Raw genomic sequence first — 26049 nt, forward strand, 5'->3', positions numbered from 1 at the left:
GGGTTTCACTGGATCCGGAAATCCTCGCCCAGATAGACGCGGCGCACGTCCGGGTCGTCCACCACCTCGGCCACGGTCCCGGCCATCAGCATCCGCCCGTCATGCAGGATCACCGCGCGGTCCACGATGCCCAGCGTCTCGCGCACGTTGTGGTCGGTGATGAGGACGCCGATGCCGCGATCCTTCAGCGCCGCGACCAGCACCCGGATCTCGCCCACGGCGATCGGGTCCACCCCGGCGAAGGGCTCGTCGAGCAGCAGGTAGCGCGGGTCGGCGGCGAGGCAGCGGGCGATCTCGACCCGCCGGCGCTCGCCGCCCGAGAGGGCGAGGGCGGGGGCGTGGCGCAGGTGGCCGATCGAGAAGTCGCCCAGCAGCTCTTCCAGCCGGTCGCGGCGGTGATGGCGCTCGGGCTCGGCCACTTCGAGCACGGCCATGATGTTCTGCTCGACCGAGAGGCCGCGGAAGATCGACATCTCCTGTGGCAGGTAGCCGATCCCGAGGCGAGCGCGGCGGAACATCGGCAGGCCCGAGGCGTCGCGGCCGTCGATGCGGACCTCGCCCGCGTCGGGCGTGACGAGGCCCGCGACGCAGTAGAAGCAGGTGGTCTTGCCCGAGCCGTTGGGCCCCAGCAACGCCACCACCTCGCCGCGCGCCAGATCGAGCGAAACGTCGTGGATCACCGGGCGACGGCGGTAGGATTTTCTCAGGCCCCGGACCGCGAGGCCCAGCGGCACCGGCGCGGCGGCGTCGGCCTGCGTCACTGGCTACCGCCGGGCTGCAGCACGCTGCGGACGCGGCCCTCGACCTGCGCGGTGCCAGAGGCGAGGTTCACGACCATTCGCTCGGCCGAGAGCACGTTCTGCCCCTGCGTCAGCACCACGTCGCCGGTCAGCGTGACGGTGCCCGATTCCACGTCATAGGACGCCGCTTCCGCCTCGGCCGCATCGGGGCCGCTGACCAGCGTGACCCCGCCCGAGGCCTCGAGGCTGCTGATCCGGCTCATGTCGCCCTCGGCGTAGCGGACCGAGACGCTGTCGGCGGTCAGCCGCATCTCGCCCTGGGCAATCGCCACGTTGCCGTTGAAGACCGCGCTGCCGTCCGCCTGGTTGACCGAGAGCGCGTCGGCCGCGACCTCGACCGGCGCGTCGGTGTCCGCGCGGATGCTGCCGAAGCCGGTGGCCTGCTGCGCGTAGGCGGGCGCGGCGAGGAGGAAGGCGGCGGCGAGCAGGGGGCGGAGCATGGCGGACCTCGGCGGCGGGTTCAGGGGCGGTATATCAGCCGCACCCCGCCGGTGAAATCCAGAAGGTAGTCGGGGTCCTGGCTATCGTCGGCAGGGGCGAGGCGGGCGCGGTCGGCCTCGATCTCGCCGAAGGGCGCGGTGGCCTGCACGCCGCCCGTCGCCTCGACCGCCGAACGGTCGGTGGCGGCCGCGACCTGCGGGGCGTCGAGTGTCCAGCCGGAGTTGAGGCTCAGCGCCACGCCGCCGTCGAGCGTGATCGCCTCGTCGCCCACCGTGAGCTGCGGCGCCGTCAGCTGCGCCGCGAGCCCGTCCGCCGCCCGCCAGTCGACGCGCAGCCGCCGCGCCCCGGTGAGGCCGCCCGCGGCATCCGGCGCCGCGCTGTCGGCCGCGACGGTGAGCCGTGCGCCGTCCTCGGTCACGGTGGCCCAGCGGGGCGCCGTGATCTGCGGGTCGCGGGCGCGCGCCTCGGCGTCCACGCGGGCATAAGGGATGCCGCGGCCCTCCTCCGGGTGGCGCGAGAGCAGGAACAGCGTCGAGAGCACGGCGAGCGCGGCGAGCGGCAGCAGCACCCTGAGCCAGGCCACGACGACCGAGCGCAGGCCCACCGAAGCCATCAGGCGAATCCGGCCCGCAGCAGGTCGTGGATATGCAGGATGCCCGCCGGCCGCCCGTCCCCGACCACGAAGAGAGTGGTGATCTTGCGCCCCTGCATCTCCGCCAGGGCGGACTCCGCCAGGGCATCGGGCGCAATGGTGCGGGGACTGCGGGTCATCACCTCGTCGGCGCGGCGGGTGAGCAGCCCGTCCATGTGGCGGCGCAGGTCGCCGTCGGTGATGATGCCGGTCAGCCGCCCGTCGGCATCGGTTACGCCGGTCACGCCGAAGCCCTCGCGGCTGATGGTCAGCAGCGCCTCGCTCATCGGCGCGTCCTCGGCGACCAGCGGCAGCGCCTCGTGCATCAGGTCGCCCACCTTCGCCAGCCGCGCGCCCAGCTTGCCGCCGGGATGGAACGTGCGGAAATGCTCGGGCGTGAAGCGGCGATGCTCCATCAGCGCGATGGCGAGCGCATCGCCGAGGGCGAGCGTCATGGTGGTCGAGGTCGTCGGCACGATGCCGTTGCCGCAGGCCTCCGGCGCCGAGGGCAGCAGCAGCGCCACATCGGCCTGCCGCAGCAGCGTGGAGCCGGCGCGCCCGGCGACCCCGATCAGCGGGATGCGGAAGCGGCGGGTATGGGCGACGATATCCGCGATCTCGGTCGTCTCGCCGGAGTTCGACAGCACCATCGCCACATCCGCCTCGGTCAGCATCCCGAGGTCGCCGTGGCTGGCCTCGGCCGGGTGGACGAAGAACGCCGGGGTGCCGGTCGAGGCGAGGGTGGCCGCGATCTTGCGCCCGACATGGCCGGACTTGCCCATGCCCGAGACGATCACACGCCCTTGGGCCGCGAGGATCGTCTCGACCGCCTGCTCGAAGGCCGGGCCGAGGCTGTCCTCGAGTAGCGCCAAGGCTTCAGCCTCGGTGCGGATCACGCGCCGCGCGGTGTCGAGATAGCTCATGGCCGCCGATCTAGTGGCGGAAGATGTCGGTTTCATCCCCCCAGCCCATCAGGTCGAGCCGCGCGCGCACCGGCAGGAAGTCGAAGCAGGCCCGCGCCAGTTCCAGCCGCCCCTCGCGGGCCAGCCGGTCCTGGAGCTCGGCCTTCAGCCGGTGCAGGTGCAGCACGTCCGAGGCGGCATAGTCGAGCTGCGCCTCGGTCAGCACCTCGGCGCCCCAGTCGGAGGTCTGCTGGTGCTTGGAGATGTCGACGCCGATCTCGGCCAGCAGGTATTTCAGCCCGTGGCGGTCGGTGAAGGTGCGGATCAGCTTCGAGGCGATCTTGGTGCACCAGACCGGCCGCGCGAGGACGCCGAAGGTCTTGTCTAGCACGGCGATGTCGAAGCGGCCGAAGTGGAAGAGCTTTTCCACCTCCGGGTCGGCCAGCATCCGCACGAGGTTCGGCGCCGGCTGCGGATTGCGCGCGATCTGCACCAGATGCGCGTTCCCGTCGCCGGAGGAGAGCTGCACGAGGCAGAGCCGGTCGCGGCGCGGGTCTAGGCCCATGGTCTCGGTGTCGATGGCGACCACGGGCCCGAGGTCGAGGCCGTCGGGCAGGTCGTGCTGGTGGAGGTGGTTGGTCATGGGGGCCTCGCTGCTGGCCGCAGCCCCTACGCTCGCGGCTCCGGTGGGTCAATCATGCCGCGCAGGGGATCTTCACGGGCGCTGTCGCAACAGAGGGCGGCGTCCGCCCTGGCGGACGCGAAGCGTCCGCCGTGGGGAGGGCGGACGCTGACCGATCCGCGGGGCGGATCGGTCGTCCCGTGGCTGACGGTGCGCGCAAATGGGCACAGGGTCCCATTTGCAGACGCGGGACGGGAATGCTGCCGGCGGGCGGGCGAGACCGTCGCGCGAAGGGTCAGGAATGGGCGTGCCGTAACCTCACCCCAGCCCCAGCACATCCGCCATGTCGTAGCTGCCCGGCCCCTTGTCCTGCCCCCAGAGCGCAGCGGCCACGGCGCCGCGGGCAAAGATCGCCCGGTCGGTGGCGATGTGGCGCAGCACCAGCCGCTCGCCCGGTGACGCGAAGATCACGTCATGCTCGCCCACCACGTCGCCGCCACGGATCGCCGCGAAGCCGATGGAGCCGGGCTGCCGCGCGCCGGTCATACCCTCGCGCGCCGGCACGCGCAGCTCCGCAAGCGGCCTGCCGCGCCCCTCAGCCGCCGCCTCGCCCAGCATCAGCGCGGTGCCCGAGGGCGCGTCCACCTTCATGCGGTGATGCGCCTCGACCACCTCGATGTCCCAGTCCTCGCCCAGGACCGCCGCCACCCGCCGGGTCAATCCGACCAGCAGGTTCACGCCGAGGCTCATGTTCCCAGCCCGGATGATTGGCGCATGCCGCGCCGCCGGTTTCAGCCGCTCGATCTGCTCGGCCGTGAAGCCGGTCGTCCCGATCACATGCACCGCCCGCGCCTGCGCGGCGAGTTCGGCGAAGCCGAGGCTCGCCTCGGGCGTGGTGAAGTCGAGGATGCCCTGCGCCCGCGCAATCGCCGCCACCGCGTCGCCGGTCACGGTCACGCCATTGGCCGCGCCCCCCATCGCCTCGCCGAGGTCGCGCCCGACCCACGGATGCCCCTCGCGCACGATGGCGCCGACCAGCCGCGCGCGCCCGTCTGCGGCGAGCGTCTCGACCAGCATCCGCCCCATGCGGCCCGAGACGCCCGTGACCACCATGCCCGGAAGCTCTGCGCCTGCCATCGATCCCTCCGCCGCTGCCGCGTCCGGGCTTACCCCGTTGCGGCGGTCCCGGCGAGACCCTAGATCGGACCCATGTCACGCTCGCGCTTTCCCCAAGGTTCCGGTCCCTCGCAGCGCCAGCTGCGCGTGGGCGAACTGGTCCGCCGCCGCCTCTCGGAGGTGCTGCAGCGCGCCGATGTCCATGACCCGGAGCTGAACCGCCACTCGATCACCGTGGGCGAGGTGCGGTTGTCGCCCGACCTGAAGGTGGCGACCGCCTATGTCCTGCCGCTGGGCGGACAGGACGCCGAAGCCGCGCTGGCCGACCTGCGCCGCAACACGGCCGAGCTGCGGCATCTGGTGGCCAAGGGGCTCGACCTGAAATACGCCCCCGCCCTGCGCTTCGCGCTGGACGAGACCTTCGACCGTCTCGACGACACCCGCCGCATCTTCGCCGACGAGCGCGTGCGCCGCGATGTCGAGGCGGCGGAGGACGGCGACGAGGAGCCCGACTGGGACGAGGTCCACGCGCAGGAGGATGGCGATGGCGGACGGGATCGGCCTTAGGCTGCGCCGCCGCCTCGGCATCGCCGCGGGCTGGCTGGTCGCGCTGAGCCTGCCAGCCGCGGCCGAGGGCCTCTGCGAGCGGACCGAGTTCGAGGGCGTGGGCTACGTCCTCTGCACCGTCGCGGCCGAGGACGAGCCGCGCCTGCGCCTCTGGCTCGACGGCCCGGACGGGCAGCCGCTGAGGCATTTCGACGGCATCCGCCGGATATTGCCGCCCGGCGAGGTGCTGGGCTTCGCCATGAACGCGGGCATGTATCACGCCGATTTCAGTCCCGTGGGGCTGCTGGTGATGGACGGCGAGAACCGCGGCGCGCTCGTCACCGGGGGTGGCGGCGGCAACTTCGGCCTGCTGCCCAACGGCGTCTTCTGTACCGGCGGCGGGCGGCCCTTCCAGGTGATCGAGAGCCGCGCCTTCGCGCAGGCGCAGCCCGAATGCCGCCTCGCCACCCAGTCGGGGCCGATGCTGGTGATCGACGGCGATCTGCACCCGCGCTTCCTGCCCGATTCCGACAGCCGCTACATCCGCAATGGCGTCGGCGTCTCGGATGACGGCCGCACGGCGTGGTTCGCCATCTCCTCCTCGGCCGTCACCTTCCACCAGTTCGGCCGCTTCTTCCGCGACGCCCTCGGCGCCCGCGACGCCCTCTATTTCGACGGCTCGATCTCGCGCCTCTACGCGCCCGAGGTCGGCCGCGCCGACTGGGGCCGCAGCCTGGGGCCGATCATCGGATTCGTGGCGGGCTGAGCCGCCGCGTGCTAGATTTCCCGTGCCTGTCCGCGGGGAGGCTGGCTTGTTTGTGAAGACCATTGCGCCCGAGGAGGCGGAGGGCGAGATCGCCGCGCTCTACGAGGCCGAGCGCGCCTCGATGGGCCGCGTGATGGAGGCGACGCGCTGCTGGTCGGCGCGGCCCGATATCATCCTGCCGGTCGAGGCGCTGCTGCACCAGATCCGCGACGGCTTCTCGCTCGGCCTGCTGGACTTCCGGCTCATCACCTTTGTCGCGGCGCGCTTCGTCCCGTCGAGCTACTGCGCACAGGTCTATTTCCGCGCGCTCTCGGGGATGATCGGGCGCGAGCAGGCGGTCGCGGTGCTGCGCGACTACCGCAACGCGGGCCTGAGCGCGCAACAGGTCGAGATGCTGGCCTATGCCGAGCAGATCACCCGCGACGCCTCGAAGATCACCCAGCGCGACATCGCGCGGCTGCGGGAGGTCGGCTTCAGCGACCTCAACATCGCTGACATCGCCCTCGCGGCATCGTTCCGCAATTTCCTCAGCCGCTATTTCGACGCGGTCGGCGCCACGGCCGAGGCGGAGTTCCTCGACGCCGATCCCGAGGTCCGGGCGGCATTGACCGGACACCGCCCATAAAATGCGAACGGGCCGCCCCGATGGAGCGGCCCGCGAGCTACCAAGAGATGGTCCGGTGAGGGATGGCTGACGCCTCCCAGCCGGTGGTGCGCCCCCTCGGGGCTGCCCTCAGGCGCGCGCGCCTCCGACTGTTCCGACACCTCTCTCCAACATCACTCTCGACACTGGACCACCTCCTTTCAAAATCGACGCCCCGGTATCAGGCGACAGGGACAAGGTGGCATCGCCGCGGAATAAATCAACGGCTTTCTGCGCGGGGTCGCATGAGAATGACGACAATCATGCGGAACGGCACCAGTGCGACGGCGGCGAGCGCCAGCTTCACCATCCAGTCGGCGGTGCCGAGCGAGATCCAGAGCGGCACCATCGGCCCCGCCCCGAGCAGCGGCACGAGCCCGTTCGCCCAGGCGACTTCGGCCGCCGGCCCAAGCGCCGTGAACCCGGCCGCGAAGGCGAGCGAGAAGAAGATCGTGGTGTCGAGGGTGGAGCCGAAGAGCGTCGAGACCAGCGGCGCCTTCCACCAGCTTCCGTTCCTCAGCCGGTCGAACACCATCACGTCCAGCATCTGCGCCGCGAGAAAGGCCGTGCCGGAGGCGAGCGCGATGCGGAAGGTCGTGGCGCCCATCAGCGCGGCGACGAGCGACCAGACCACGCCCGCGGCAAAGCCCGCCAGCACCACACGGCGCGCGGCGGCGGCCCCGGCCAGGCGGTTCGTCACATCCGTCACGAGAAAGGCGAAGGGATAGGTCAGCGCGCCCCAGGTCAGCGCCTCGCCGAGGCGGAACTGGACGAGGATGTTCGAGGCGGTGACGACTGCGGCCATGGCAAGAATGGCCGGCAGCAGCGGAAAAGGGCGGGTCATGCTGGCTCCGTTTTGACAAGGTGGCGGAGGAACTCGGCCCCGGTGCCGGGGCAAGGGGGGCGGTTAGGACGCCCCTGCCCCGGAGTCAACGCCGGCCCTCGTGCCCGCGATCCCGTCTTCCGGCTCGCGCACGCGGTATTCCACCACCTCGGTCCGCTGCAGGAACAGGAAGTTGTCGTCCGAGATCATCGTCAGCCGGATGCCCTGCCCGTCATCCCAGACCGCGATCCCCTCGAGGTTGTCGTATTGCAGCGGCCGGGTCTCCAGCAGCGTCTCGGCCCCGGTCAGCCCGCCCTCGCCCAGATCGAAGCGGCGCACGCGGTTGCTGAAGCCGCGGATGCCGTGGAAGCGGCGCTCGAGCAGGTAGAAGCGCCCGTCCGGGCCGATATCGGCGCCGACCGGCAGCCAGTCGTCGAGCCGCGGCAGCGAGAAGGGCTGATCCCAGACGCCGTCCCGGTAGCGCCAGACCGGGAAGGGCCGCGAGCGGCCGCCGCTGCGCTCGGGCAGGGTCCAGATCGTGCCGTCCGCGTCGATGGCGAGCGCCTCGAGCGAGGCGTTGCGCGGAAGCTCCTTGAACCCCGCCGGGATCGGCAGGACCTCGGCCGGGCTGTCGGGGGTCGGGTGGCGGGCAACGCGGGTGGAGCCCTCGAAGCTGATCCAGATGCTGCCGTCCTTGCCGACCGCCAGCCCCTCGGCATCGCCGATCAGGCCCGGCGGCAGCGGCTCGCCCTTGCTGCTCTGGAGCCGGGCCGATCCGGCGACCGTGAGGCCGCGGATGCGCCCGTCCGGCTCGCGCAGCACGCTGCCCCACCAGAGGGTCGCGCGGTCCGACAGCGCCGTGTAGCTGGCGCCGTCGGGACCGATGTCGAGACCCGAGAAGCCGCCGAAATCCGGGTGATCGACCTGCCAGACATGGGTGCCCAGATGCTCGACCACCGGCGCCGCCGGGGCCGGGGTGGCGACCGCGAGCGCGATCAGCGCCGCGGCGAGGCTCAGCGCGCGAGGCCCACGTTGGTGCAGACGCCCGGCAGTTCGCTCAGCCGGTAGCTGCGCGGGTGGCGGTAGTTCGGATCGGCGGGTCCGGGCGGCGGCGGGTTCAGCCGGTCGCGAATCATCTGCTCGGCGGCGTCGCAATGGTCCCCCGCAGGCACCTCGGCCTGTCCCTCGCAACCGCGCGACCCTGAGGGGCAACGCAGGCGCACGTGGAAATGATAGTCGTGATCATTGATCGTCTGGATCTTGCGCAGATACGAGCGGTCGCCCCGCTCGGCCCGGCAGAGTTGCACCTTTGCCACGGGATCGACGAACACCCGCTGCACCCGCGGATCGGAGGCCGCGGCCTTCAGCAGCGTGGCATGGGCGGCCGACCAGAGGCGGCTCAGCTCGACCCCGTTCGACGCGACGACGGATTGCGAGCTGAGGCTCTCGCGCTGCGAGCGGCTGAGCCCGAGATTGGTCGCCGGCAGCATCCAGATGTCGGCGTCGAGGCCGAGCTGGTGGCTCGCGTGGCCGGTCAGCATCGGCCCGCCGCGCGGCTGGCTCATGTCGCCGACATAGATGCCGTGCCAGCCGACCTGCCGCGCCACCGCGCCGAGGCGCTGGATCACGTCGATCAGCTCAGGGTGGCCCCAGTTGCGATTGCGGCTTAGCCGCATCGCCTGCCAGGTCGGCCCGGTCTCGGGCAGCTGCACGAGGCCGCTGGCGCAGCCCTTGGAGTAGAAACCAATGACCTGCGCCGGTCCCGCGGTCGGACCGGGGACGCCGCCGAAGACGTCCTTGGCCAGCGGATCGGCGGCGGCGGGAAGCGCGAGGCTCAGCGCCGCGGCGGCGGCGGCGATCAGGCGGCGGATCATGTCCCTGTCTCTCCTTCTGCTTGCACCCAGGCTAACAGCAGAAGCGAGGCGAGAAACATCACGATCAGCGGAGAGATGCCCATGCGCTGACTCCCGGTCGCCGCCGTGACCGCGGCGATGGAGAGCGGCGCGAGGAAGGCCGTGGCCTTGCCCGAGAGCGCGTAGAGGCCGAAGACCTCGGTCGCGCGCTCGGGCGTGGTGTGGCGGACGGTGAGGGTGCGGCCGGCCGACTGGACGACGCCCCCCGCACCGCCGATCAGCGCGCCGCAGGCGAAGAACAGCGCGTCGGGCACCATCGAGCCGGGCGACAGCGGGATGCCGAAGACCTGTTCGCGGTTCATGCCGATGACGATGGAGCAAACGGCGATGAGGATCAGTGTCGCGGCGACGGTCACGGGCTTTGGTCCGAAGCGGCGGTCGGCGTGACCCCCGGCCCAGGTGATCGCCGCCGCGGCAATTGCGGAGACGATGCCAAAGACCCCGATCCAGGTGATCGGCCAGCCCAGCACCGTCGCGGCATAGATGCCGCCGAAGCTGTAGAGCCCGTTCAGCGCGTCCCGCGACAGCATCGAGGAACCGAGCCAAGCGAGCAGGCTCGGCCGCTTCGGCAACCCGCCGATCAGGCGGCGCAGGTCGGCCCATGCCGCCGCCGCAGAGAAGCCGCGCGGCTGCCCCGGCGTCTCGCGGACCCAGAGGAAGAACGGCACCATGAAGAGGACATACCAGAGCGCGGTGAACGGCCCGGCGAAGCGGGTGCCCTCGCGCGCCTCGGCGTCGAGGCCGAAGGCAGGCGCGAGGCCGATGAGCGTCCTGCCGCCCGCGCCCTCGGCGAAGAACAGCAGCATCAGGATCAGCGCGACGAGCCCGCCGACATAGCCGAAGGCCGCGCCGGTGCCGGAGATGCGCCCGATCTCGTGCCGCGGGCCGAGGCCGGGCAGCAGCGCGTTGGTGAAGATGGTGGTGAACTCCATCCCGATCACGCCGATCCCGAACAGGATCACCGCCCGCCACAGCGCCGGATCGTCGGGCGCGAGGAACCAACAGCCTGCCGCGCCGATGACGTAGAGGATCGAGAAGGCGCGTATCCACGGCATCCGCCGCCCGCTGTTGTCGGCCACCGCCCCGAGGATCGGCGCCATGACCGCGATCGCCGCCCCCGCGAGGCCGAGGCCGGTGCCCCAGAGGCTCTGCGCCTGCGCCGCCGCGGCCTCGGGGGCCGCGCCGCCGGCCTCGAAGCTCGCGGTGGCGACCTGCGCGAAATAGGGCGCGAAGATGAAGGTCAGCAGCAGCGTCGCATAGGGCTGCGAGGCCCAGTCGAACCACCACCAGCCGAGGACGCGCTTGCGGTCCATGCCTCAGGCGTCCAGCAGGTCGGGATGCCCGGCCCCAGCCGCATCGGCTGGCAGGACCGGCGGCCAGGGCCGCCCGGCCTCGGCCGCGATCCAGTCCTGCACCCAGCCGGGCAGCTCGGGCGCGGGACCGTCGTGCCCCATTGCCTCCAGGACGCGGGAGGGCGGCACGATCCCCGCGGACGAGGTCACGGCCGAGCGCAGCAGCATGTGGTTGTGGCACTCGCCCCGGCGCCAGATCGACTGCTCCATGTAGAAGAACCGCGCGTCCCAGCCGATCATCCGCGAGACCATGGTGAAGCGGTCGAAGGCCCTGATCCGACGCCGGTAGCGCACCGACACACCGGCAACTGCGATCCCCCACGTCTCGCGGCGCAGCACGCCGATCAGCCCCATGCGCGTGGCCATCGGGATGCGCCCGAGGTCGTAGAGCGTCAGCGTCCGGCCGTTGTTCAGCTCCACCCAGGGGTCGAGGTCCCAGGGCCAGCAGATGTGGCGCGAGACATGGGTGGCGAGCGGCGCCAGCAGCGGCGCCCGGCGGGCCGCGGCCAGACTGGCGTGGAAGCGCAGGAAGGGATACATCGGGCCTCCGGGCTGCGGCATCGCGCCCCGCCTGCCCGTCCGGGCCGGCCGCGTCAACCGCCGACGCCGCGGGGGCGTGCCCCCGCACCCCCGGGATATTTGCGGACAGAAGAAGGGGGGCGGGCCCCGGTTGCGAAGCGGGCGGCACTCGCTTACCTCGGGGGCCGGAAACGGGAAGGGCCGACGATGGGAACCCTCTACGAGGCGCTGCAGATCCTGCTGAACGTGGTGTGGTGGATCATGATCGCCCACATCATCCTGTCATGGCTCATCAACTTCGACGTGCTGAACCTGCGCCAGCCGATCGTGGGGCAACTCTGGGACGGGCTCACGCGCCTGCTGGAGCCGATCTACGCGCCGGTCCGCAGCGTGCTGCCGAATACCGGCGGGCTCGACCTCGCGCCGCTCGTGGTGTTCATCGGCATCATCATCCTGCAGCGGGCGCTCGCCAACAACGCCGGCTGGTTCTACGGCTTCTGAGGCACTGACGGCCGGAGGGCGGGACTTGGGCGCCGAACGGCTGCTGCGCGAGATCTGGGGCTTCGACGCCTTCCGCTCGGGACAGGCCGAGATCGTGGAGGCGGTCGCCGCGGGCCGCGATGTGCTGGCGATCATGCCGACGGGCGGCGGCAAGTCGCTCTGCTTCCAGTTGCCCGCCCTGCTGCGCGAGGGCGTGACAGTGGTCATCTCGCCGCTGATCGCGCTGATGCGCGACCAGGTCCGGGGTCTGCGCGAGGCCGGGGTCGCGGCGGGGGCGCTGACCTCCGGCAATACCGAAGCCGAGAGCGAGGAGGTCTTCGCCGGCCTGCGCGAGGGGACGTTGAAACTCCTCTACATGGCGCCCGAGCGCCTCGCCTCCGGCGCCACGCTGCCGATGCTGCGGCGCGCGGGCGTCACCGCCATCGCCGTGGACGAGGCGCATTGCGTCAGTCAGTGGGGCCACGACTTCCGCCCCGACTACCTGCGGATCGGCGAGTTGAAGCGGGCGCTCGGTGTGCCCCTCGCCGCCTTCACCGCCACGGCGGATGCCGAGACGCGGGGCGAGATCGTCACCCGCCTGTTCGAGGGCGCGCAGCCGCAGACGTTCTTGCGCGGCTTCGACCGGCCGAACATCCACCTCGCCTTCGCGCCGAAGGACGGGCCGCGCCGCCAGATCCTCGACTTCGCCGCCGCCCGGCGGAGGCAGTCGGGCATCGTCTATTGCGCCACCCGCGCCAAGACCGAGACCGTGGCCGCCGCGCTGAACACCGCCGGCCAGCCCGCCATCGCCTATCACGGCGGCATGGAGGCGGACGCCCGGCGCGAGGCCGAGGCCCGGTTCCAGCGCGAGGACGGGCTGATCGTCGCCGCGACGGTTGCCTTCGGCATGGGCATCGACAAGCCCGACATCCGCTGGGTCGCCCATGCCGACCTGCCGAAGTCGATCGAGGCCTACTACCAGGAGATCGGCCGCGCCGGTCGCGACGGGGCGCCGGCCGAGACGCTGACCCTCTACGGCCAGGACGACATCCGGCTGCGCCGGACGCAGATCGACGAGGGGCTGGCCGAGGATGCCCGCAAGGGCGCCGACCACGCGCGGCTGAACGCGCTGCTGGGGCTGGCGGAGGCCACCGCTTGCCGCCGCCAGGTGCTGCTGGGCTACTTCGGCGAGGACGCGGCCCCTTGCGGCAATTGCGACCTCTGCGACGCGCCGCCCGCGACCTTCGACGCCACGCAGCCGGTCCGCATGGCGCTCTCGGCGATCCTGCGATCGGGCGAGCGCTTCGGGGCCGGGCATGTGATCGACATCCTCGTGGGCAGCGTGACCGACAAGATCCGGCAATGGGGCCACGACACGCTGCCGACCTTCGGCGTCGGCAAGGCGCTGTCGAAATCCGAATGGCAGGGCGTCGTCCGCCAGATGCTCGGCCGCGACCTGATCCGGCCCGACCCGGCACGGCATGGCGGCCTTGCCATCACCGAGGCCGCGCATCCGGTGCTGCGCGGCGAGGTGACGGTGGAACTGCGCCGGGAGACGCCCTCGCGCGCGCCGCGGCCCGAGCCGCGCGAGATGGTGGCGGAGGAAGACGCACCGCTGCTGGCCGCGCTGAAGGGCAAGCGCCGCGCGCTCGCCGAGGCGCAGCGCGTCCCGGCCTATGTCATCTTCCCCGACCGAACGCTGGTGGAGATCGCCGAGCGCCGTCCGCGGACCCTCGACGAGATGGCGACGATCTCCGGCGTCGGCGCGGTGAAGCTGGAACGCTACGGCACCGCCTTCCTCGAGGTCGTGACCGGCGGCGCGCCCGAGCCGATGCACCCCGCGCGGCGGCGGCTGGCCGGGCGGCCCGAGGGCGCGCTGGCCGACCGGCTGGAGGCGGCGCAGGCGGCGCTGATCCGGGGCGAGTGCGGGACGCTGAAATATCTCGCCTGCACGCGCGGGATGCTGGCGCAGGTGGCGAAGGCGCGGCCGCGGGACATGGCGGCGCTGGAGCGGATCGTCGGCGAGGCGCGGGCGGAGCGGTTCGGGGCGGCGTTTCTCGCGGAGATCGAAGCGGAGGCCTGACCCCTTCCCCCCGCCCCCGCCCCGACCTAACCTCTGCCGCGACATCACCACGGGAGGCCCCAATGGATTGGCTCAAGGCGAGCGCCACCGCGCAGGGCGAGGCGATCATGAACGGGGTGCTGGACCCCGTGGAGCAGGCCGAGGCCTATCTCGATGCCGCCCGCGCGCATCCCTATGGCGAGCGCATCTATGCCCGCCTGACGCCGGAGCGGGCGCGGGCCGAGGCGATCGCGGCACATGACCGGGCCAAGGCCGGGTTGCGGCAGGGGGCGCTCGACGGGGTGGCGCTGTCGTGGAAGGACAACGTGGACACCGCCGGGATCGCGACCGAGGCCGGCTCGAAGCTGCTCGAGGGGCGGTTGCCGGCGGCGGATGCGCCGATCCTCGCGCGTGCAACGCAGGCGGGGCTGGTCTGCCTCGGGAAGACGCATATGACGGAGCTGGCCTTCTCGGGCGTCGGGATCAATCCGGCGACCGCCAACGTGCCGAACGCCTATGACCCCGCGCTCGTCGCTGGGGGGTCGAGCGGCGGGGCGGCGGTCAGCGTGGCGCTCGGCCTCTGCGCGGCGGCGATCGGCACCGACACAGGCGGCTCCATCCGCCTGCCTGCCGCCTGGAACGGCGTGGTGGGGTTCAAGCCCACGGTTGGACAGCTGCCGGTGGACGGCCTGGTGCCGCTCTGCCCGCGCTACGACGCGCCCGGCCCCTTGGCCCGGACGGTCGAGGACTGCGCCGAGGTCTTCGCGGTAATGAAAGGCGAGACGGCCGTGGACCTGCGCGGCGCCGACATCCGCGGGTTGCGGCTGATGGTGCTGGACGGGCTGCCCTTCGAGGATGCCCGAGAGGCCCCGGTCGCGGCCTTCGAGGACGCGGTGGCGCGGCTGGCGAAGGCTGGCGCGGTGATCCTGCACGGCGCGCCCGAATCCGCGCGGGCGGCGATGCGCGACGGCTCGCCCCTCTACGCGGCCGAGGCCTGGGGCATCTGGCGGGAGCAGATCGAGGCCGCGCCGGACGTGATGCACCCGCCGACGCTCGCGCGCTTCCGCATCGGCGCGGAGATGAGCGGCGCGGATTACGCGGCGCTCGGCGCCGCCCTGGAGCGGCACCGGGCCGAATGGGCCGAGGCGGTCGCGGGCGTGGACGCGGTGATCCTGCCGACCTCGGCCATCACGCCGCCGCCGATCGAACGCTCGCTGACCGACCAGGCTTTCTTCACCAGCGAGAACCTGATGACGCTTCGCAACACCCGCATCGGCAACGTACTGGGCCTGCCCGGGATCAGCCTGCCGACCGGCCATCCAGCCTGCGGCATCATGGCAATGGGCGCGGCGAATGAGGACCGGCGGCTGCTGCGCGTGGCGGCGGCGATGGAGGCGGCGCTGGCGGTCTAGGCGGTGTTCGCGCTTCGTGCTAGCGTCGCCGAAAAGACGCGAGGGGCGGTCATGCGGGTGCTGGGGATCGATCCCGGTTTGCGGGCGACGGGCTGGGGCGTGGTCCTGGTCGAGGGGTCGCGCCTGCGGCATGTGGCGAACGGGATCGTGCGCTCGGAAGGGACCGACCTCGGGGTGCGGCTGCTGACGCTCTATCGCGGCTTGTGCGCGGTGATCGCCGAGCACGCGCCCGACGCCGCGGCGGTCGAGCAGACCTTCGTGAACAAGGACGCGGCCGGCACGCTGAAGCTGGGACAGGCGCGCGGCATTGCCATGCTGGCCCCGGCCGAGGCGGGCCTCAGCATCGGGGAATACGCGCCGAACGCGGTGAAGAAGGCGGTGGTGGGCGTGGGCCACGCTGGCAAGGGGCAGGTCGAATACATGGTGCGGTTCCAGTTGCCGGGCGTGGTGCTGGCGGGCGCGGACGCGGCCGATGCTTTGGCAATCGCCATCTGCCACGCGCATCACCTGCAGGGCGGCGCGGCCCGCGCGCGGGTGGTGGCGTGAGGCGGGTGGCGCGCGCAGGGCCGGGGGTTTTCCACCCCCGGACCCCCGAGGATATTTTTGGACAGAAGAAAGCGGAGAGGGGGGCATGATCGGGCGGCTTTCCGGGGTGATCCTGCACCGCGCCGCCGACCGGGTGCTGCTCGACGTGCGCGGCGTCGGCTACGAGGTGCATGTCTCCGAGCGCACTGCCGCCGCGCTGCCCCGCGTGGGCGAGGCGGCGGCGCTCTATACCGACCTTCAGGTGCGCGAGGACCTGCTGCAGCTCTTCGGCTTTCCCTCGCTGCTGGAGCGCGAGTGGCACCGGCTGCTGACCACGGTGCAGGGCGTGGGGGCGAAGGCGTCGCTGTCGATCCTCGGCACGCTCGGGGCCGAAGGTCTGGGGCGGGCGATCGCGCTCGGCGACGCGGCGTCGGTGCGGCGGGCGCCGGGGGTGGGCCCGAAGCTGGCGCAGCGGGTGGTGCTGGAGCTGAAGGACAAGGCGCCCGCGATCATGGCGATGGGCGGGGCGCTGACGGTGGACGTGGGCGCGGCGGTGGTCGAGGGCGACACGGGCCCGGCGGCGCCTGTCGCCGTGCCCCTTCCCAGCACGGCCGCGGCCTCGGCCGAGGCGCTCTCGGCCTTGCAGAACCTCGGCTACGGCGCCTCGGAGGCCGCCGCCGCGGTCGCCGGTGCGGCTGCGGCGGAACCGGAGGCGGCGACGCCCGCGTTGATCCGCGCGGCGCTCAAGTCACTGGCGCCGCAGGGCTGACGGGGGAGACAACGATGTCGGGCAACGCACGCACCTTCATCCTCATGGCGGTGATGACGGCCCTGCTGATGGGCCTCGGCGGGCTTCTCGGCGGGCGCGGCGGGCTGGTCTTCGCGCTGATCTTCGCGGCGGGCACGAACCTCTGGGCCTTCTGGAACAGCGACAAGGCGGTCCTGCGCCAGCATGGGGCGCAGCTGCTGAGCGACGCCAATGGCGGCGAGCTGGTGGCGATGGTGCGTCGGCTGGCGGACAACGCCGGGCTGCCGATGCCCAAGGTCTACCTGCTGCCGACCGAGCAGCCGAACGCCTTCGCCACGGGGCGCAACCCGCAGAACTCGGCCGTGGCGGTGACGCAGGGGCTGCTGCAGATCCTCGACCGCGAGGAACTGGCCGGGGTGATCGCGCATGAGCTCGCCCATATCCGTAGCCGCGACACGCTGCTAATGACCGTGACGGCGACGATGGCGGGGGCGATCGCGATGCTGGGGAACATGTTCCTGTTCACCGGCGCGCGGGGCGACGGGAACCGGGGCCTCGGCATCCTCGCCATGATCCTCGCCCCGATCGCGGCGGGGCTGGTGCAGATGGCGATCTCGCGGACGCGGGAATATCAGGCCGACGCCCTCGGGGCCGAGATCGCGGGGCACCCGCAGGGGCTGGCGGGCGCGCTCGCCAAGATTGCGTCAGCCGCGGGGCGGGTGATGAATGTTCCGGCCGAGCGCAACCCGGCGAGCGCGGCGATGTTCATCGTCAATCCGCTGGGGGCGCTCAGGCTGGACCGGATGTTTGCCACGCATCCGCCGACGGAGGAGCGGATCGCGCGGTTGATGGCGATGGGGAGCGGAGGCGCGATGCGGCGGTCGGGTGTGCCGGTGGTGGGGCGGTGAGGGTATCGGGCAAGAGGTGCGTGGAGACCACACACACTGCGCATCCTTCCGCGTCCGCAAAACTCCGCCGTAGGGTGCGTGGTCTCCACGCAGCATTCCCCCGGTGCCACACCGCATGAACCCCGTCCTCTCCCCCGAACGCCAGGAGGGCGACCCCGAGGATCGCGCCCTCCGGCCCCAGAAGCTCGACGAGTTCATCGGCCAGGCCGATGCCCGCGCCAATCTCAAGGTCTTCATCGAATCCGCCCGGCGCCGCGGACAGGCGATGGACCACACGCTGTTCCACGGCCCGCCCGGCCTCGGTAAGACCACCCTCGCGCAGATCATGGCGCGCGAACTGGGCGTCAACTTCCGCATGACCTCCGGCCCGGTCCTCGCCCGCGCAGGCGACCTCGCGGCGATCCTGACGAACCTCGAGGCGCGCGACGTCCTCTTCATCGACGAGATCCACCGCATGAACCCGGCGGTCGAGGAGATCCTCTACCCGGCGATGGAGGATTTCGAGCTTGACCTCGTGATCGGCGAGGGGCCCGCCGCCCGCACCGTCAGGATCGAGCTGCAACCCTTCACGCTGGTCGGCGCCACGACGCGCCTCGGGCTGCTGACGACGCCCCTGCGCGACCGCTTCGGCATCCCCACGCGCCTCGTCTTCTACACGCCCGAGGAACTGGAACTGATCGTCGCCCGCGGCGCGCGGCTCATGGGGATCGAGGCTGACCCGGAGGGCGTGACCGAGATCGCGCGCCGCTCGCGCGGGACGCCCCGGATCGCGGGGCGGCTGCTGCGCCGGGTGGTGGACTTCGCGCTCGTCGAGGGCGACGGCCGCCTCAGCCGCGCCATCGCCGACCGGGCGCTCACCCGGCTCGGGGTGGACCACCTCGGCCTCGACGCCGCCGACCGCCGCTACATGGCGCTGATGGCCGAGCATTATGGCGGAGGGCCGGTGGGCGTCGAGACCCTATCGGCGGCGCTGAGCGAGAGCCGCGACAGCATCGAGGAGGTGATCGAGCCCTATCTGCTGCAGCAGGGCTTGATCCAGCGCACGCCGCGCGGTCGTATGCTGGCGCAAGGGGGATGGCGGCATCTCGGGCTCGAGGTGCCGAAGGTGGTGCAGGCGGGACTGTTCGATGAATGATGATCTTGAAGCGCGGATACGGGCGAGCTTCGCCCGCCAGACGATCATGGAGACCTTCGGCGGGGAGTTGCTGGAGGTCGGGCGCGGAAGCGTGGTGATCGCCGCGCCCATCGCGCCGCATCTGCTGCAGCAGGCCGGGTCTGCCCATGCGGCGGTGGCCTTCGGCCTCGGCGACAGCGCCGCGGGCTATTCCGCGCTGACGACCATGCCCGAGGGCAGCGACGTGGTGACCGTCGAGATGAAGATCAATCTCCTCGCGCCCGCCGTCGGCAGCCGCCTGATCGCCACCGGCCGCGTGCTGCGCGCGGGCCGGCGGATCGTCACGGTGCAGTCGGAGGTCGAGGCCGAAGCCGCGGACGGCAGCCGCAAGCCGGTCGCCGTGATGCTGGGCACCATGGTCCCGGTGACGGCATGAGCGGCTGGCCCTTCTGGCTGAAGATCTTCGTGGTCGCGGTGCCCTTCGCCGTCACCATTGCCGCCTTCTCGCATGGCGTGATGGTCGCCGCGGTACCGGGCGTCCTTGTCTCCGGCTGGGCGTTTCACCGCGCCTTCATGTCGGATATTTGAACGGAAGCCCCGGCTCACCCCAGCCGGGCAGGCGGCGTCCAGCCGCGCAGAAGGTCGGCGGCGGCCACGCGCCCCTTGCCCTCGCGCTGCGCCTCCAGCACCTCGACCGCGCCGGTGCCGCAGGCGACGCGGAAGCCCGGCAGCACCTCGCCCGGCGCGCCCTCGCCCGAGGCCAGCCGTGAGCGGATGAGCTTCAGCCGCTCCTCGCCCGCGAGGCACCATGCACCGGGAAAGGGCGAGAGGCCGCGGATCAGGCGGTCGACGTCCTCCGCCGGGCGCGTCCAGTCGATCCGCGCCTCGGCCTTGTCGATCTTGGCGGCATAGGCGACGCCCGCTTCCGGCTGCGGCGCGGCGGGCAGTGGCAGGCGGTCCAGCGTCTCGACGATCAACGCCGCGCCCATCGCCGCCAGCCGGTCATGCAGGTCGGCGGTGGTGTCCTGTGGCCCGATGGCCGTGCGCGCCTCGGCCAGCACCGGCCCGGTATCCAGCCCGGCGTCCATCTGCATGATCGACACGCCCGTCTCGGCATCCCCCGCCATCACCGCCCGCTGGATCGGCGCCGCCCCCCGCCAGCGCGGCAGCAGCGAGGCGTGGATGTTGAGGCAGCCGAGCCGCGGCGCATCAAGGATCGCCTGCGGCAGGATCAGCCCGTAGGCGACGACGACCGCCACATCGGCGCCGAGTTCCGCAAAAGCCGCCTGGTCGTCGGCCGCCTTGAGGCTCACGGGCGTGCGGACCTCGATCCCCCGCGCCTCGGCCGCCGCAGCCACCGGCGTCGGCCGTGGCTTCTGCCCCCGCCCCGCGGCCCGCGGCGGCTGCGAATAGACGGCGACCACCTCATGCCGCAGGGCAATCGCCTCGAGCGCGGGCACTGAAAACTCCGGCGTGCCCATGAATATCACCCGCATCGCCGTTCCTTCTTCTGTCTTAAAATATCCCGCGGGGGTCCGGGGGCGCGAACCCCCCGGCCTTGCCTCAGGCCATGTCCCGCGCCAGTTCGCGCTTCATCTTCTCCATCTTCCGCGTGATCATCTGCCGCCGCATGGGGCCGATGTGGTCGATGAAGAGCCTGCCGTTCAGGTGGTCCAGCTCGTGCTGCGCGCAGGTGGCCCAGAGGCCGTCGAACTCCTGCACGTGACTGGCCCCGTCGAGACCGGTCCACCGCATCCGCACCTGCGCCGGGCGCGTCACCTCGGCGTAATGCTCAGGGATCGACAGGCAGCCTTCCTCGTAGGTGTTGCCCTCCTCCGAGGTCCATTCGATCTCGGGGTCGATCAGCACCATCGGTCGCGGCGGCGCCTCGGGGTCCTTGTTGCAGTCCATCACGAACAGCCGCGAGAGCACCCCCACCTGGGGCGCCGCGAGGCCGACGCCGGGGGCGTCATACATCGTCGCCAGCATGTCGGCGGCGAGCGCCTCGATCTCGGGCGTGACGCGGCCCACGGGGGCGCAGACCTTCTTCAGGCGGGGATCGGGGTGCAAAAGGATGGGGCGCAGGGTCATGGCCGCGATCTAGTCCCGCTCTTGGCGTTTCGCAACGACCCGGCCTAGGGTGCGCGGCGAAACCAGGGAGGGCCGCATGAGCGCGATGCCGGATTTCGACGAGATCATCGACCGCCGCGGCACCGGCTGCAGCAAATGGGATGCGATGGAGGCCGTCTACGGCGTCTCGCCCGACGACGGCATCCCGATGTGGGTCGCGGACATGGACTTCCGCCCGCCCGCCTCGGTCAGCCGCGCGCTGCGGGAGGTCGTGGAGCACGGCGTCTACGGCTATCCCGACGCGCATCCTGCCTACACCGAGGCGATCCGCTGGTGGATGCGCGAACGCCACGGCTGGCAGGTCGCGGCGGAGGACATCCTGACGGTCCACGGGCTCGTGAACGGCACAGCGCTGGCCGTCGACGCGTTCACCGCGCCGGGCGAGGCGGTGGTGCTGACGACGCCGGTCTACCACGCCTTCGCCCGCGTCATCCGCGCGCTCGGCCGCGAGGTGCGCGAACTGCCGCTGAGGATCGACGAGGCGGGTCTCTACTGCTTCGACTGGAAGGCGTGGGAGGGGATGCTGACCGGGTCCGAGCGGGTCTTCATCCTCTGCTCGCCCCATAACCCCGGCGGCCGGGTCTGGTCCGAAGACGAACTGCGCGCGGTCGCCGATTTCTGCCGCCGGCACGACATGATCCTCGTTTCGGACGAGATCCACCACGACCTCGTGCTGCCCGGCGCGCCCCGGCACCAGGTCATGGCGACCGTAGCGCCCGAGATCGCGGACCGGCTCGTCACGCTCACCGCCGCGACCAAGACCTTCAACATCGCGGGCGCTCATATCGGCAATGCGATCATCCCGGACCCGGAGCTTCGGCGTCGCTATGCCGGGCGCATGGCGGGCCTCGGCCTCAGCCCCGGCCTCTTCGGGCTGCCGATGGTCACGGCCGCCTACTCGCCCGAGGGCGCGGCATGGGTGGACGCGCTGACCGCCTACATCGACGGCAACCGCCGCATCTTCGACGAGGGGCTCGCGCCGATTCCCGGCCTGCGGTCGATGCCGCTGCAGGCGACCTATCTCGCCTGGGTCGATTTCGCCGCCACCGGCATGGCCCCGCCGGAGTTCACCGCGCGGGTCGAGCGCGTCGCCCGCATCGCCGCCAACCACGGCGGCAGCTTCGGCAAGGGCGGCGAGAGCTTCCTGCGCTTCAACCTCGCCAGCCCCCGCTCGCGGGTGGCCGAGGCGGTGTCGCGGCTGCAGGACGCCTTCGCCGACCTTCAGTAACGAAAAGGGCCGCCTCTTGCGGGGCGGCCCTTCCGTCGAGTGCAGGCGAAAGGCTCAGAAGCCGAGGCCCGCGTATTTGTTCTTGAAGCGCGAGACGCGCCCCCCGGTGTCCATCAGCTTGGCCGAGCCGCCGGTCCAGGCCGGATGCGAGGTCGGGTCGATGTCGAGGGTCATGGTGTCGCCCTCCTTCCCCCAGGTCGAGCGGACCTGGTAGGTGGTCCCGTCCGTCATCTGGACGGTGATCATGTGGTAGTCGGGGTGGATGTCGGCTTTCATCTCGGGCGACCTCAGGCGTTGGCGTCGGCCCGCGGGGCCTTCGGCTTGTAGTTGGTGACTTCGGCGATGCGCGCCGATTTCCCGCGCCGGTCGCGCAGGTAGTAGAGCTTGGCGCGGCGCACGCGGCCGCGGCGCACGACCTCGATCGAGTCGACGTTGGTCGAGTAGAGGGGGAACACCCGCTCCACGCCCTCGCCGAACGAGATCTTGCGGACGGTGAAGGAGGCGCCGATGCCGCTGCCGCCCTTGCGGGCGATGCAGACGCCTTCGTAGTTCTGCACGCGGGTGCGGGTGCCTTCGGTCACCTTGTAGCCGACGCGCAGGGTGTCGCCGGCCTTGAAGTCGGGAATGTCCTTGCCGAGCTGGGCGATCTGCTCAGCCTCGAGTTGGGCGATCAGGTTCATCGCATTGGTCCTTCACATGCTCGCGGCTGTCCCGCGATTGGTCTGATGCGCCCGAGAGCTGTCGGTCCTTCACCGGGTCCACATGCGTCTCCGCATATGCCCGCCACAGGTCGGGGCGGCGTTCCTTGGTCAGCCTTTCGGCTTCGTCCTGCCGCCAACGGGCAATGGCCGCGTGGTTGCCGGAAAGCAGGACCTCCGGAATCGCGCGGCCGTCCCAGAGGGCAGGCTTCGTGTACTGCGGATGCTCGAGCAGGCCGTGGGAAAAGGATTCCTCGGCCAGTGATTCCCGGTTCCCCAGCACGCGCGGTATAAGGCGCACCGTCGCGTCGAGCAAGACCTGCGCCGCCAGTTCGCCCCCGGTCAGGACATAGTCGCCGATTGAGACCTCCTCGATCCCGTGGGCGTCGATCACCCGCTGGTCCAGCCCCTCGAAGCGGCCGCAGACCAGCACCGCACCGGACCCGTCCGCAAGCGCCCGCGCGCGCCCCTGCGTGAAGGGCCGCCCGCGTGGGGAGAGATAGATCACCGGCAGCCCCGGCGTCGCGCCCCCGAGCGCATCCGCCATCACATCGGCGCGCATGACCATCCCCGCGCCGCCGCCCGCAGGCGTGTCGTCCACGTTGCGGTGGCGGCCGATGCCGAAGTCGCGCAGGCCGATGGTCCGCAGGCTCCACAGCCCGTCCCTCAGCGCCTTGCCGGTCAGCGACAGCCCGAGCACGCCCGGAAACGCCTCGGGAAACAGCGTCACCACCTCGGCCCGCCAGGGCGTCACTCGTCGCTCTCCGGCGGATCGGCCACGATCCGGCGTGCGGCGAGGTCCACGGTCGGCACCGCCTGCCGGGTGAAGGGCAGGAGCAACTGCCCCTTCGGCCCGGCGACCTCGAGGATGTCGCCGGCGCCGTGGTCGTAGATCGCCCGAACGGTGCCCAGGGGGGCCCCGCCGGGATCGAAGACCGGCAGCCCGATCAGGTCGGCGTGGTAGAACTCGTCATCGGGCAGCGAGGGCAGGCGCGCGCGGTCGGCCCAGAGGGTCGTGCCGCGCAGGCCCTCAGCCTCCTCGCGGGTGCCCACGCCCGAGAGCCGGGCGCCAAGGCCGCCGGCCACGGGCCGCGTCAGCGTCACCGTGAAGCGGCGCGCCCCGTCCTCGGTCGTGAGCGCGCCATAGGCGGCGATGTCCTCGGCCACGGCGCAGAAGCTTTTCAGCCGCACCTCGCCGCGGACCCCGAAGGCCCCGGCGATCGCGCCGACGCAGATGCGCTCCTCCACCGCGGCCTCCGTTCGGTCAGGGCGACTCGGTGCCGCTCTCGGCCTCGGCCGCGTCGAGCGCGGTCTGGTCGGTCGCAACGGTGTCCTCGGCCGGTGCATTGGCAGCCTCGGCGGCGGCGGCCTCGCGCGCGGCGCGCTTCTCGGCCCGATCCTTCGCGGCCTTGCCCGGCTCGCCCTTCTTGAGGTTCGCGCGGTCGGCCTTCTCCTTCACGCCCGCGGCCTCGAGGAAGCGCGACACGCGGTCGGTCGGCTGCGCGCCCTGGCCAAGCCAGTACTGCACCCGCTCCATGTCCATCTTCACCCGGTCCTCGCTGTCCTTGGCCAGCAGCGGGTTGTAGGTGCCCAGCTTCTCCAGGAAGCGGCCGTCGCGCGGCATGCGCGAATCGGTGGCCACGATGGCATAATGCGGGCGCTTCTTGCTGCCCCCGCGGGCGAGGCGGATCTTCATCGACATGAGCTGTTTCTCCTTGGTGTCAGTCGGTGTTCTGGAACTGCTCGTGATGCCGGATGACCTCGGCGATCACGAAGTTGAGGAACTTGCGGGCAAAGGCCGGGTCGAGATCGGCCTCGCGCGCGAGGCTCTCCAGCCGCGCGATCTGCGCCGCCTCGCGCGTGGGGTCCGAGGGCGGCAGCGCATGCTCGGCCTTCAGCCGGCCCACGGCCTGCGTGTGCTTGAACCGCTCGGCCAGCGTATAGACGAGGATCGCGTCCAGCCGGTCGATCGAGGCGCGATGCCCCCTCAGCAGCGCGGCGGCGCGGGCGGTGTCGTCACTCATGGCTCTTCGCCTTGACAGAAATATCCCGGGGGGAGCCGCGCCAAGCGCGGCGGGGGGCAGCGCCCCCCTGCCCCGGCGCCGCCGGCCTCACCGCTTGCCGCCCTTGAAGAGCCCCGACAACCCGCCCGGCAGGTTCATCCCCCCAAGCTGCCCGCCGAGGCCCCGCGGGTCCTGCAGCAGCTTCGTCGCCTCGGCCATCTTCGCCGGGTCGACATCGGCGAGGTCCGGCAGCCCGCCGCCCTTGCCCTGCATGGCGGCCATGGCCTGCTTCATCAGCCCGCCCTTGCCCATCTTGCCGAGCTTCTTCATCGTGTCGGCCATCTGCCGCTGCATCTTCAGCAGCTTGTTCAGCTCCGACACCTCAAGGCCCGCGCCCGCCGCGATGCGCTTCTTGCGGCTCGCCTGCAGCATCTCGGGATTGGCGCGCTCCTTCTTGGTCATCGAGTTGATGAGCGCGATCTGACGCCGGATCGCGGCGTCGTCCATGCCCGCCGCATCCGCTTGCTTCGCCATCCTCGCCATGCCCGGCATCATGCCCATGATGGACTGCAACCCGCCCATCTTCTGCATCTGCTCCAGCTGGTTTCTGAGGTCGTTCATGTTGAACAGGCCCTTCTGGAAGCGCTTCATCATGCGCTCGGCCTGCTCGACCTCCAGAACCTGCTGGGCCTTCTCGACCAGCGCCACGATGTCGCCCATGCCGAGGATGCGGCCGGCGATCCGCTCGGCCTCGAAGGGCTCGATGGCGTCCAGCTTCTCGCCAAGGCCCACGAAGCGGATCGGCTTGCCGGTGACGGCGCGCATCGAGAGCGCCGCGCCGCCGCGCCCGTCGCCGTCCATCCGCGTGAGGACGACGCCCGAGATGCCGACCTTGTCCTGGAACTCGCTCGCGACGTTCACCGCGTCCTGGCCGGTCAAACCGTCCACCACCAGCAGCGTCTCGCGCGGGTTCGCCACGTCGCGGACCTGCTGGACCTCGTCCATCAGCACTTCGTCGATGTGAAGGCGCCCGGCGGTGTCGAGCATGAAGACGTCATATCCGCCAAGCGACGCCTGCTGCTTCGCCCGCCGCGCGATCTGGACCGCGCTCTCGCCGGGCACGATCGGCAGCGTATCGACGCCGATCTGCGTGCCGAGGATCGCCAGTTGCTCCATCGCCGCCGGGCGGTTGGTGTCGAGCGACGCCATCAGCACCCGCTTCTTCTCGCGGTCCATCAGCCGTTTCGCCAGCTTGGCGGTGGTCGTCGTCTTGCCCGAGCCCTGCAACCCGACCATCAGGATCGGCGCCGGCGGGTTGTCGATCCGCAACGCCTCCGGCGGGTCCTCGCCCTGCAGCACCCGGATCAGCTCGTCATGGACGATCTTCACGACCTGCTGGCCCGGCGTGATCGACTTCGTCACCGCCGCGCCGGTCGCCTTCTGCGTCACCCGCTTGACGAAGTCGCGCGCCACCGGCAGCGAGACGTCGGCCTCGAGCAGCGCGGTGCGGACCTCGCGCATGGCGGCGGTCACGTCGGCCTCGGTCAGGGCGCCCTGCTTGGTCAGCCGGTCGAAGACGCCGCCGAGGCGGTCGGAGAGGTTCTCGAACATGGCGGCCCTCCTTCGGGCTTCCTGAATGCGGCGCCGCCCCCGTGGGCGCGACGCGC

33 protein-coding genes are annotated in these 26049 nt (G+C 71.6%); 13 read left to right on the forward strand and 20 right to left on the reverse strand.

From position 1 onward, the window contains the following. Positions 1-5: 5 nt before the first annotated feature. From lptB to dapB, 6 genes are all read right to left on the reverse strand, one after another. Positions 6-761 (reverse strand): LPS export ABC transporter ATP-binding protein, encoded by a 756-nt coding sequence (lptB, locus tag GI374_RS13815; protein ID WP_370515359.1) that lies wholly within the window; start codon positions 759-761, stop codon positions 6-8. Then, positions 758-1240: a lipopolysaccharide transport periplasmic protein LptA gene (gene lptA / locus GI374_RS13820; protein ID WP_154337650.1), complete on the reverse strand. Its 483-nt coding sequence runs from the start codon at positions 1238-1240 to the stop codon at positions 758-760. The genes lptB and lptA overlap by 4 nt, the downstream gene beginning before the upstream one ends. Positions 1241-1260: 20 nt before the next feature. After that, on the reverse strand, positions 1261-1854 hold the full coding sequence (locus GI374_RS13825; RefSeq protein ID WP_154337651.1) for a hypothetical protein: 594 nt from the start codon (positions 1852-1854) through the stop codon (positions 1261-1263). Then, entirely contained in the window at positions 1854-2795 is a 942-nt protein-coding gene (locus GI374_RS13830; RefSeq protein WP_154337652.1) for an SIS domain-containing protein, read from the reverse strand. The genes GI374_RS13825 and GI374_RS13830 overlap by 1 nt, the downstream gene beginning before the upstream one ends. A 10-nt stretch (positions 2796-2805) precedes the next feature. After that, positions 2806-3417 (reverse strand): ribonuclease D, encoded by a 612-nt coding sequence (locus GI374_RS13835; RefSeq protein WP_154337653.1) that lies wholly within the window; start codon positions 3415-3417, stop codon positions 2806-2808. Positions 3418-3714: 297 nt separating this feature from the next. Beyond that, positions 3715-4533, reverse strand: coding sequence for a 4-hydroxy-tetrahydrodipicolinate reductase (gene dapB / locus GI374_RS13840; protein ID WP_154337654.1), 819 nt, complete (start codon positions 4531-4533; stop codon positions 3715-3717). A gap of 72 nt (positions 4534-4605) precedes the next feature. Between dapB and rbfA the strand changes: the two genes are divergently transcribed. Genes rbfA through GI374_RS13855 form a run of 3 tightly spaced genes read left to right on the forward strand, consistent with a single transcriptional unit; the run spans position 4606 to position 6449 of the window. Next, positions 4606-5079, forward strand: coding sequence for a 30S ribosome-binding factor RbfA (gene rbfA, locus GI374_RS13845; RefSeq protein ID WP_154337655.1), 474 nt, complete (start codon positions 4606-4608; stop codon positions 5077-5079). Then, the gene (locus tag GI374_RS13850; protein ID WP_154337656.1) at positions 5057-5824 is read left to right on the forward strand and encodes a phosphodiester glycosidase family protein; all 768 of its coding nucleotides are present in this window, start codon (positions 5057-5059) and stop codon (positions 5822-5824) included. The genes rbfA and GI374_RS13850 overlap by 23 nt, the downstream gene beginning before the upstream one ends. A 46-nt stretch (positions 5825-5870) precedes the next feature. Beyond that, the gene (locus tag GI374_RS13855; protein WP_154337657.1) at positions 5871-6449 is read left to right on the forward strand and encodes an alkylhydroperoxidase; all 579 of its coding nucleotides are present in this window, start codon (positions 5871-5873) and stop codon (positions 6447-6449) included. A 238-nt stretch (positions 6450-6687) separates the two neighbouring features. On the opposite strand, the gene GI374_RS13860 is transcribed toward GI374_RS13855, so the two are convergent. The 5 genes from GI374_RS13860 to GI374_RS13880 all read right to left on the reverse strand — a co-directional run bounded on the left by GI374_RS13860 (position 6688) and on the right by GI374_RS13880 (position 11095). Then, positions 6688-7311, reverse strand: a complete 624-nt coding sequence (locus GI374_RS13860; RefSeq protein ID WP_154337658.1) for a queuosine precursor transporter — start codon at positions 7309-7311, stop codon at positions 6688-6690. 63 nt (positions 7312-7374) lie between these two features. Beyond that, positions 7375-8247, reverse strand: coding sequence for an esterase-like activity of phytase family protein (locus tag GI374_RS13865; RefSeq protein WP_370515360.1), 873 nt, complete (start codon positions 8245-8247; stop codon positions 7375-7377). Positions 8248-8303: 56 nt separating this feature from the next. Continuing rightward, positions 8304-9164, reverse strand: a complete 861-nt coding sequence (gene mepA, locus GI374_RS13870; protein ID WP_154337659.1) for a penicillin-insensitive murein endopeptidase — start codon at positions 9162-9164, stop codon at positions 8304-8306. Further along, positions 9161-10516, reverse strand: coding sequence for an MFS transporter (locus tag GI374_RS13875; RefSeq protein WP_154337660.1), 1356 nt, complete (start codon positions 10514-10516; stop codon positions 9161-9163). The genes mepA and GI374_RS13875 overlap by 4 nt, the downstream gene beginning before the upstream one ends. 3 nt (positions 10517-10519) lie before the next feature. Then, the gene (locus GI374_RS13880; protein WP_154337694.1) at positions 10520-11095 is read right to left on the reverse strand and encodes an acyl-CoA thioesterase; all 576 of its coding nucleotides are present in this window, start codon (positions 11093-11095) and stop codon (positions 10520-10522) included. 186 nt (positions 11096-11281) lie between these two features. Here GI374_RS13880 and GI374_RS13885 point away from each other — a divergent pair, with 186 nt between their 5' ends. The 9 genes from GI374_RS13885 to GI374_RS13925 all read left to right on the forward strand — a co-directional run bounded on the left by GI374_RS13885 (position 11282) and on the right by GI374_RS13925 (position 18911). Then, positions 11282-11575 (forward strand): YggT family protein, encoded by a 294-nt coding sequence (locus GI374_RS13885; RefSeq protein WP_154337661.1) that lies wholly within the window; start codon positions 11282-11284, stop codon positions 11573-11575. A 25-nt stretch (positions 11576-11600) separates the two neighbouring features. Then, positions 11601-13637, forward strand: a complete 2037-nt coding sequence (gene recQ, locus GI374_RS13890) for a DNA helicase RecQ (RefSeq protein WP_154337662.1) — start codon at positions 11601-11603, stop codon at positions 13635-13637. A gap of 62 nt (positions 13638-13699) precedes the next feature. Further along, entirely contained in the window at positions 13700-15028 is a 1329-nt protein-coding gene (locus tag GI374_RS13895) for an amidase (protein WP_154337663.1), read from the forward strand. 51 nt (positions 15029-15079) lie between these two features. Next, a complete protein-coding gene (gene ruvC / locus GI374_RS13900) occupies positions 15080-15574 on the forward strand; it encodes a crossover junction endodeoxyribonuclease RuvC (RefSeq protein ID WP_154337664.1) in 495 nt (164 codons plus the stop codon). Between the two features lie 85 nt (positions 15575-15659). Next, entirely contained in the window at positions 15660-16322 is a 663-nt protein-coding gene (ruvA, locus tag GI374_RS13905; protein ID WP_154337665.1) for a Holliday junction branch migration protein RuvA, read from the forward strand. 14 nt (positions 16323-16336) lie between these two features. After that, entirely contained in the window at positions 16337-17209 is an 873-nt protein-coding gene (locus GI374_RS13910) for a M48 family metalloprotease (RefSeq protein WP_154337666.1), read from the forward strand. Positions 17210-17324: 115 nt separating this feature from the next. Further along, on the forward strand, positions 17325-18344 hold the full coding sequence (gene ruvB / locus GI374_RS13915; protein ID WP_154337667.1) for a Holliday junction branch migration DNA helicase RuvB: 1020 nt from the start codon (positions 17325-17327) through the stop codon (positions 18342-18344). Continuing rightward, positions 18337-18759: a PaaI family thioesterase gene (locus tag GI374_RS13920; protein ID WP_154337668.1), complete on the forward strand. Its 423-nt coding sequence runs from the start codon at positions 18337-18339 to the stop codon at positions 18757-18759. The genes ruvB and GI374_RS13920 overlap by 8 nt, the downstream gene beginning before the upstream one ends. Then, positions 18756-18911, forward strand: a complete 156-nt coding sequence (locus GI374_RS13925) for a hypothetical protein (RefSeq protein WP_154337669.1) — start codon at positions 18756-18758, stop codon at positions 18909-18911. The genes GI374_RS13920 and GI374_RS13925 overlap by 4 nt, the downstream gene beginning before the upstream one ends. Positions 18912-18925: 14 nt before the next feature. On the opposite strand, the gene fmt is transcribed toward GI374_RS13925, so the two are convergent. Together fmt and def are read right to left on the reverse strand one after the other, a co-directional pair. Further along, positions 18926-19819 carry a methionyl-tRNA formyltransferase gene (gene fmt, locus GI374_RS13930; protein ID WP_154337670.1) on the reverse strand — a complete coding sequence of 298 codons (894 nt, stop codon included), beginning with the start codon at positions 19817-19819 and terminating at the stop codon, positions 18926-18928. 67 nt (positions 19820-19886) lie between these two features. Beyond that, the gene (def, locus tag GI374_RS13935) at positions 19887-20414 is read right to left on the reverse strand and encodes a peptide deformylase (protein WP_154337671.1); all 528 of its coding nucleotides are present in this window, start codon (positions 20412-20414) and stop codon (positions 19887-19889) included. Positions 20415-20490: 76 nt separating this feature from the next. Here def and GI374_RS13940 point away from each other — a divergent pair, with 76 nt between their 5' ends. Continuing rightward, positions 20491-21681, forward strand: coding sequence for a MalY/PatB family protein (locus GI374_RS13940; protein ID WP_154337672.1), 1191 nt, complete (start codon positions 20491-20493; stop codon positions 21679-21681). A gap of 54 nt (positions 21682-21735) precedes the next feature. Here GI374_RS13940 and rpmE read toward each other — a convergent pair whose 3' ends face one another. From rpmE to ffh, 7 genes are all read right to left on the reverse strand, one after another. Next, positions 21736-21957: a 50S ribosomal protein L31 gene (gene rpmE / locus GI374_RS13945; RefSeq protein WP_154337673.1), complete on the reverse strand. Its 222-nt coding sequence runs from the start codon at positions 21955-21957 to the stop codon at positions 21736-21738. An 11-nt stretch (positions 21958-21968) separates the two neighbouring features. Beyond that, a complete protein-coding gene (rplS, locus tag GI374_RS13950; protein WP_154337674.1) occupies positions 21969-22361 on the reverse strand; it encodes a 50S ribosomal protein L19 in 393 nt (130 codons plus the stop codon). Further along, complete coding sequence (gene trmD / locus GI374_RS13955) at positions 22333-23133, reverse strand: tRNA (guanosine(37)-N1)-methyltransferase TrmD (protein ID WP_370515361.1); 801 nt, start codon at positions 23131-23133, stop codon at positions 22333-22335. The genes rplS and trmD overlap by 29 nt, the downstream gene beginning before the upstream one ends. After that, positions 23130-23627, reverse strand: a complete 498-nt coding sequence (rimM, locus tag GI374_RS13960) for a ribosome maturation factor RimM (protein WP_370515362.1) — start codon at positions 23625-23627, stop codon at positions 23130-23132. Before rimM ends, trmD begins: the two co-directional genes overlap by 4 nt. Before the next feature lie 16 nt (positions 23628-23643). Continuing rightward, the gene (gene rpsP, locus GI374_RS13965; RefSeq protein ID WP_154337676.1) at positions 23644-24081 is read right to left on the reverse strand and encodes a 30S ribosomal protein S16; all 438 of its coding nucleotides are present in this window, start codon (positions 24079-24081) and stop codon (positions 23644-23646) included. Between the two features lie 19 nt (positions 24082-24100). Then, on the reverse strand, positions 24101-24403 hold the full coding sequence (locus GI374_RS13970; RefSeq protein ID WP_154337677.1) for a chorismate mutase: 303 nt from the start codon (positions 24401-24403) through the stop codon (positions 24101-24103). Positions 24404-24490: 87 nt separating this feature from the next. Next, positions 24491-25993: a signal recognition particle protein gene (ffh, locus tag GI374_RS13975; RefSeq protein WP_154337678.1), complete on the reverse strand. Its 1503-nt coding sequence runs from the start codon at positions 25991-25993 to the stop codon at positions 24491-24493. Between the last annotated feature and the right edge of the window lie 56 nt (positions 25994-26049).

Source organism: Paracoccus sp. S-4012 (genome assembly GCF_009674885.1).
In the GTDB taxonomy this organism is placed as follows: domain Bacteria; phylum Pseudomonadota; class Alphaproteobacteria; order Rhodobacterales; family Rhodobacteraceae; genus Paracoccus.

Bases quoted from the DNA above. Each gene is read 5' to 3' on its own strand.
- lptA (WP_154337650.1), bottom strand. From the start codon at position 1,240: ATGCTCCGCCCCCTGCTCGCCGCCGCCTTCCTCCTCGCCGCGCCCGCC.
- mepA (WP_154337659.1), bottom strand. From the start codon at position 9,164: ATGATCCGCCGCCTGATCGCCGCCGCCGCCGCGGCGCTGAGCCTCGCG.
- fmt (WP_154337670.1), bottom strand. From the start codon at position 19,819: ATGCGGGTGATATTCATGGGCACGCCGGAGTTTTCAGTGCCCGCGCTC.
- rplS (WP_154337674.1), bottom strand. From the start codon at position 22,361: ATGAACCTGATCGCCCAACTCGAGGCTGAGCAGATCGCCCAGCTCGGC.
- GI374_RS13860 (WP_154337658.1), bottom strand. From the start codon at position 7,311: ATGACCCGCCCTTTTCCGCTGCTGCCGGCCATTCTTGCCATGGCCGCA.
- GI374_RS13850 (WP_154337656.1), top strand. From the start codon at position 5,057: ATGGCGGACGGGATCGGCCTTAGGCTGCGCCGCCGCCTCGGCATCGCC.
- GI374_RS13875 (WP_154337660.1), bottom strand. From the start codon at position 10,516: ATGGACCGCAAGCGCGTCCTCGGCTGGTGGTGGTTCGACTGGGCCTCG.
- GI374_RS13970 (WP_154337677.1), bottom strand. From the start codon at position 24,403: ATGAGTGACGACACCGCCCGCGCCGCCGCGCTGCTGAGGGGGCATCGC.
- rbfA (WP_154337655.1), top strand. From the start codon at position 4,606: ATGTCACGCTCGCGCTTTCCCCAAGGTTCCGGTCCCTCGCAGCGCCAG.
- ruvB (WP_154337667.1), top strand. From the start codon at position 17,325: ATGAACCCCGTCCTCTCCCCCGAACGCCAGGAGGGCGACCCCGAGGAT.
- GI374_RS13940 (WP_154337672.1), top strand. From the start codon at position 20,491: ATGAGCGCGATGCCGGATTTCGACGAGATCATCGACCGCCGCGGCACC.
- GI374_RS13920 (WP_154337668.1), top strand. From the start codon at position 18,337: ATGAATGATGATCTTGAAGCGCGGATACGGGCGAGCTTCGCCCGCCAG.
- GI374_RS13910 (WP_154337666.1), top strand. From the start codon at position 16,337: ATGTCGGGCAACGCACGCACCTTCATCCTCATGGCGGTGATGACGGCC.
- GI374_RS13830 (WP_154337652.1), bottom strand. From the start codon at position 2,795: ATGAGCTATCTCGACACCGCGCGGCGCGTGATCCGCACCGAGGCTGAA.
- GI374_RS13895 (WP_154337663.1), top strand. From the start codon at position 13,700: ATGGATTGGCTCAAGGCGAGCGCCACCGCGCAGGGCGAGGCGATCATG.
- GI374_RS13825 (WP_154337651.1), bottom strand. From the start codon at position 1,854: ATGGCTTCGGTGGGCCTGCGCTCGGTCGTCGTGGCCTGGCTCAGGGTG.
- GI374_RS13885 (WP_154337661.1), top strand. From the start codon at position 11,282: ATGGGAACCCTCTACGAGGCGCTGCAGATCCTGCTGAACGTGGTGTGG.
- ruvA (WP_154337665.1), top strand. From the start codon at position 15,660: ATGATCGGGCGGCTTTCCGGGGTGATCCTGCACCGCGCCGCCGACCGG.
- GI374_RS13880 (WP_154337694.1), bottom strand. From the start codon at position 11,095: ATGTATCCCTTCCTGCGCTTCCACGCCAGTCTGGCCGCGGCCCGCCGG.
- GI374_RS13925 (WP_154337669.1), top strand. From the start codon at position 18,756: ATGAGCGGCTGGCCCTTCTGGCTGAAGATCTTCGTGGTCGCGGTGCCC.
- rpsP (WP_154337676.1), bottom strand. From the start codon at position 24,081: ATGTCGATGAAGATCCGCCTCGCCCGCGGGGGCAGCAAGAAGCGCCCG.
- rpmE (WP_154337673.1), bottom strand. From the start codon at position 21,957: ATGAAAGCCGACATCCACCCCGACTACCACATGATCACCGTCCAGATG.
- dapB (WP_154337654.1), bottom strand. From the start codon at position 4,533: ATGGCAGGCGCAGAGCTTCCGGGCATGGTGGTCACGGGCGTCTCGGGC.
- ruvC (WP_154337664.1), top strand. From the start codon at position 15,080: ATGCGGGTGCTGGGGATCGATCCCGGTTTGCGGGCGACGGGCTGGGGC.
- def (WP_154337671.1), bottom strand. From the start codon at position 20,414: ATGACCCTGCGCCCCATCCTTTTGCACCCCGATCCCCGCCTGAAGAAG.
- GI374_RS13835 (WP_154337653.1), bottom strand. From the start codon at position 3,417: ATGACCAACCACCTCCACCAGCACGACCTGCCCGACGGCCTCGACCTC.
- ffh (WP_154337678.1), bottom strand. From the start codon at position 25,993: ATGTTCGAGAACCTCTCCGACCGCCTCGGCGGCGTCTTCGACCGGCTG.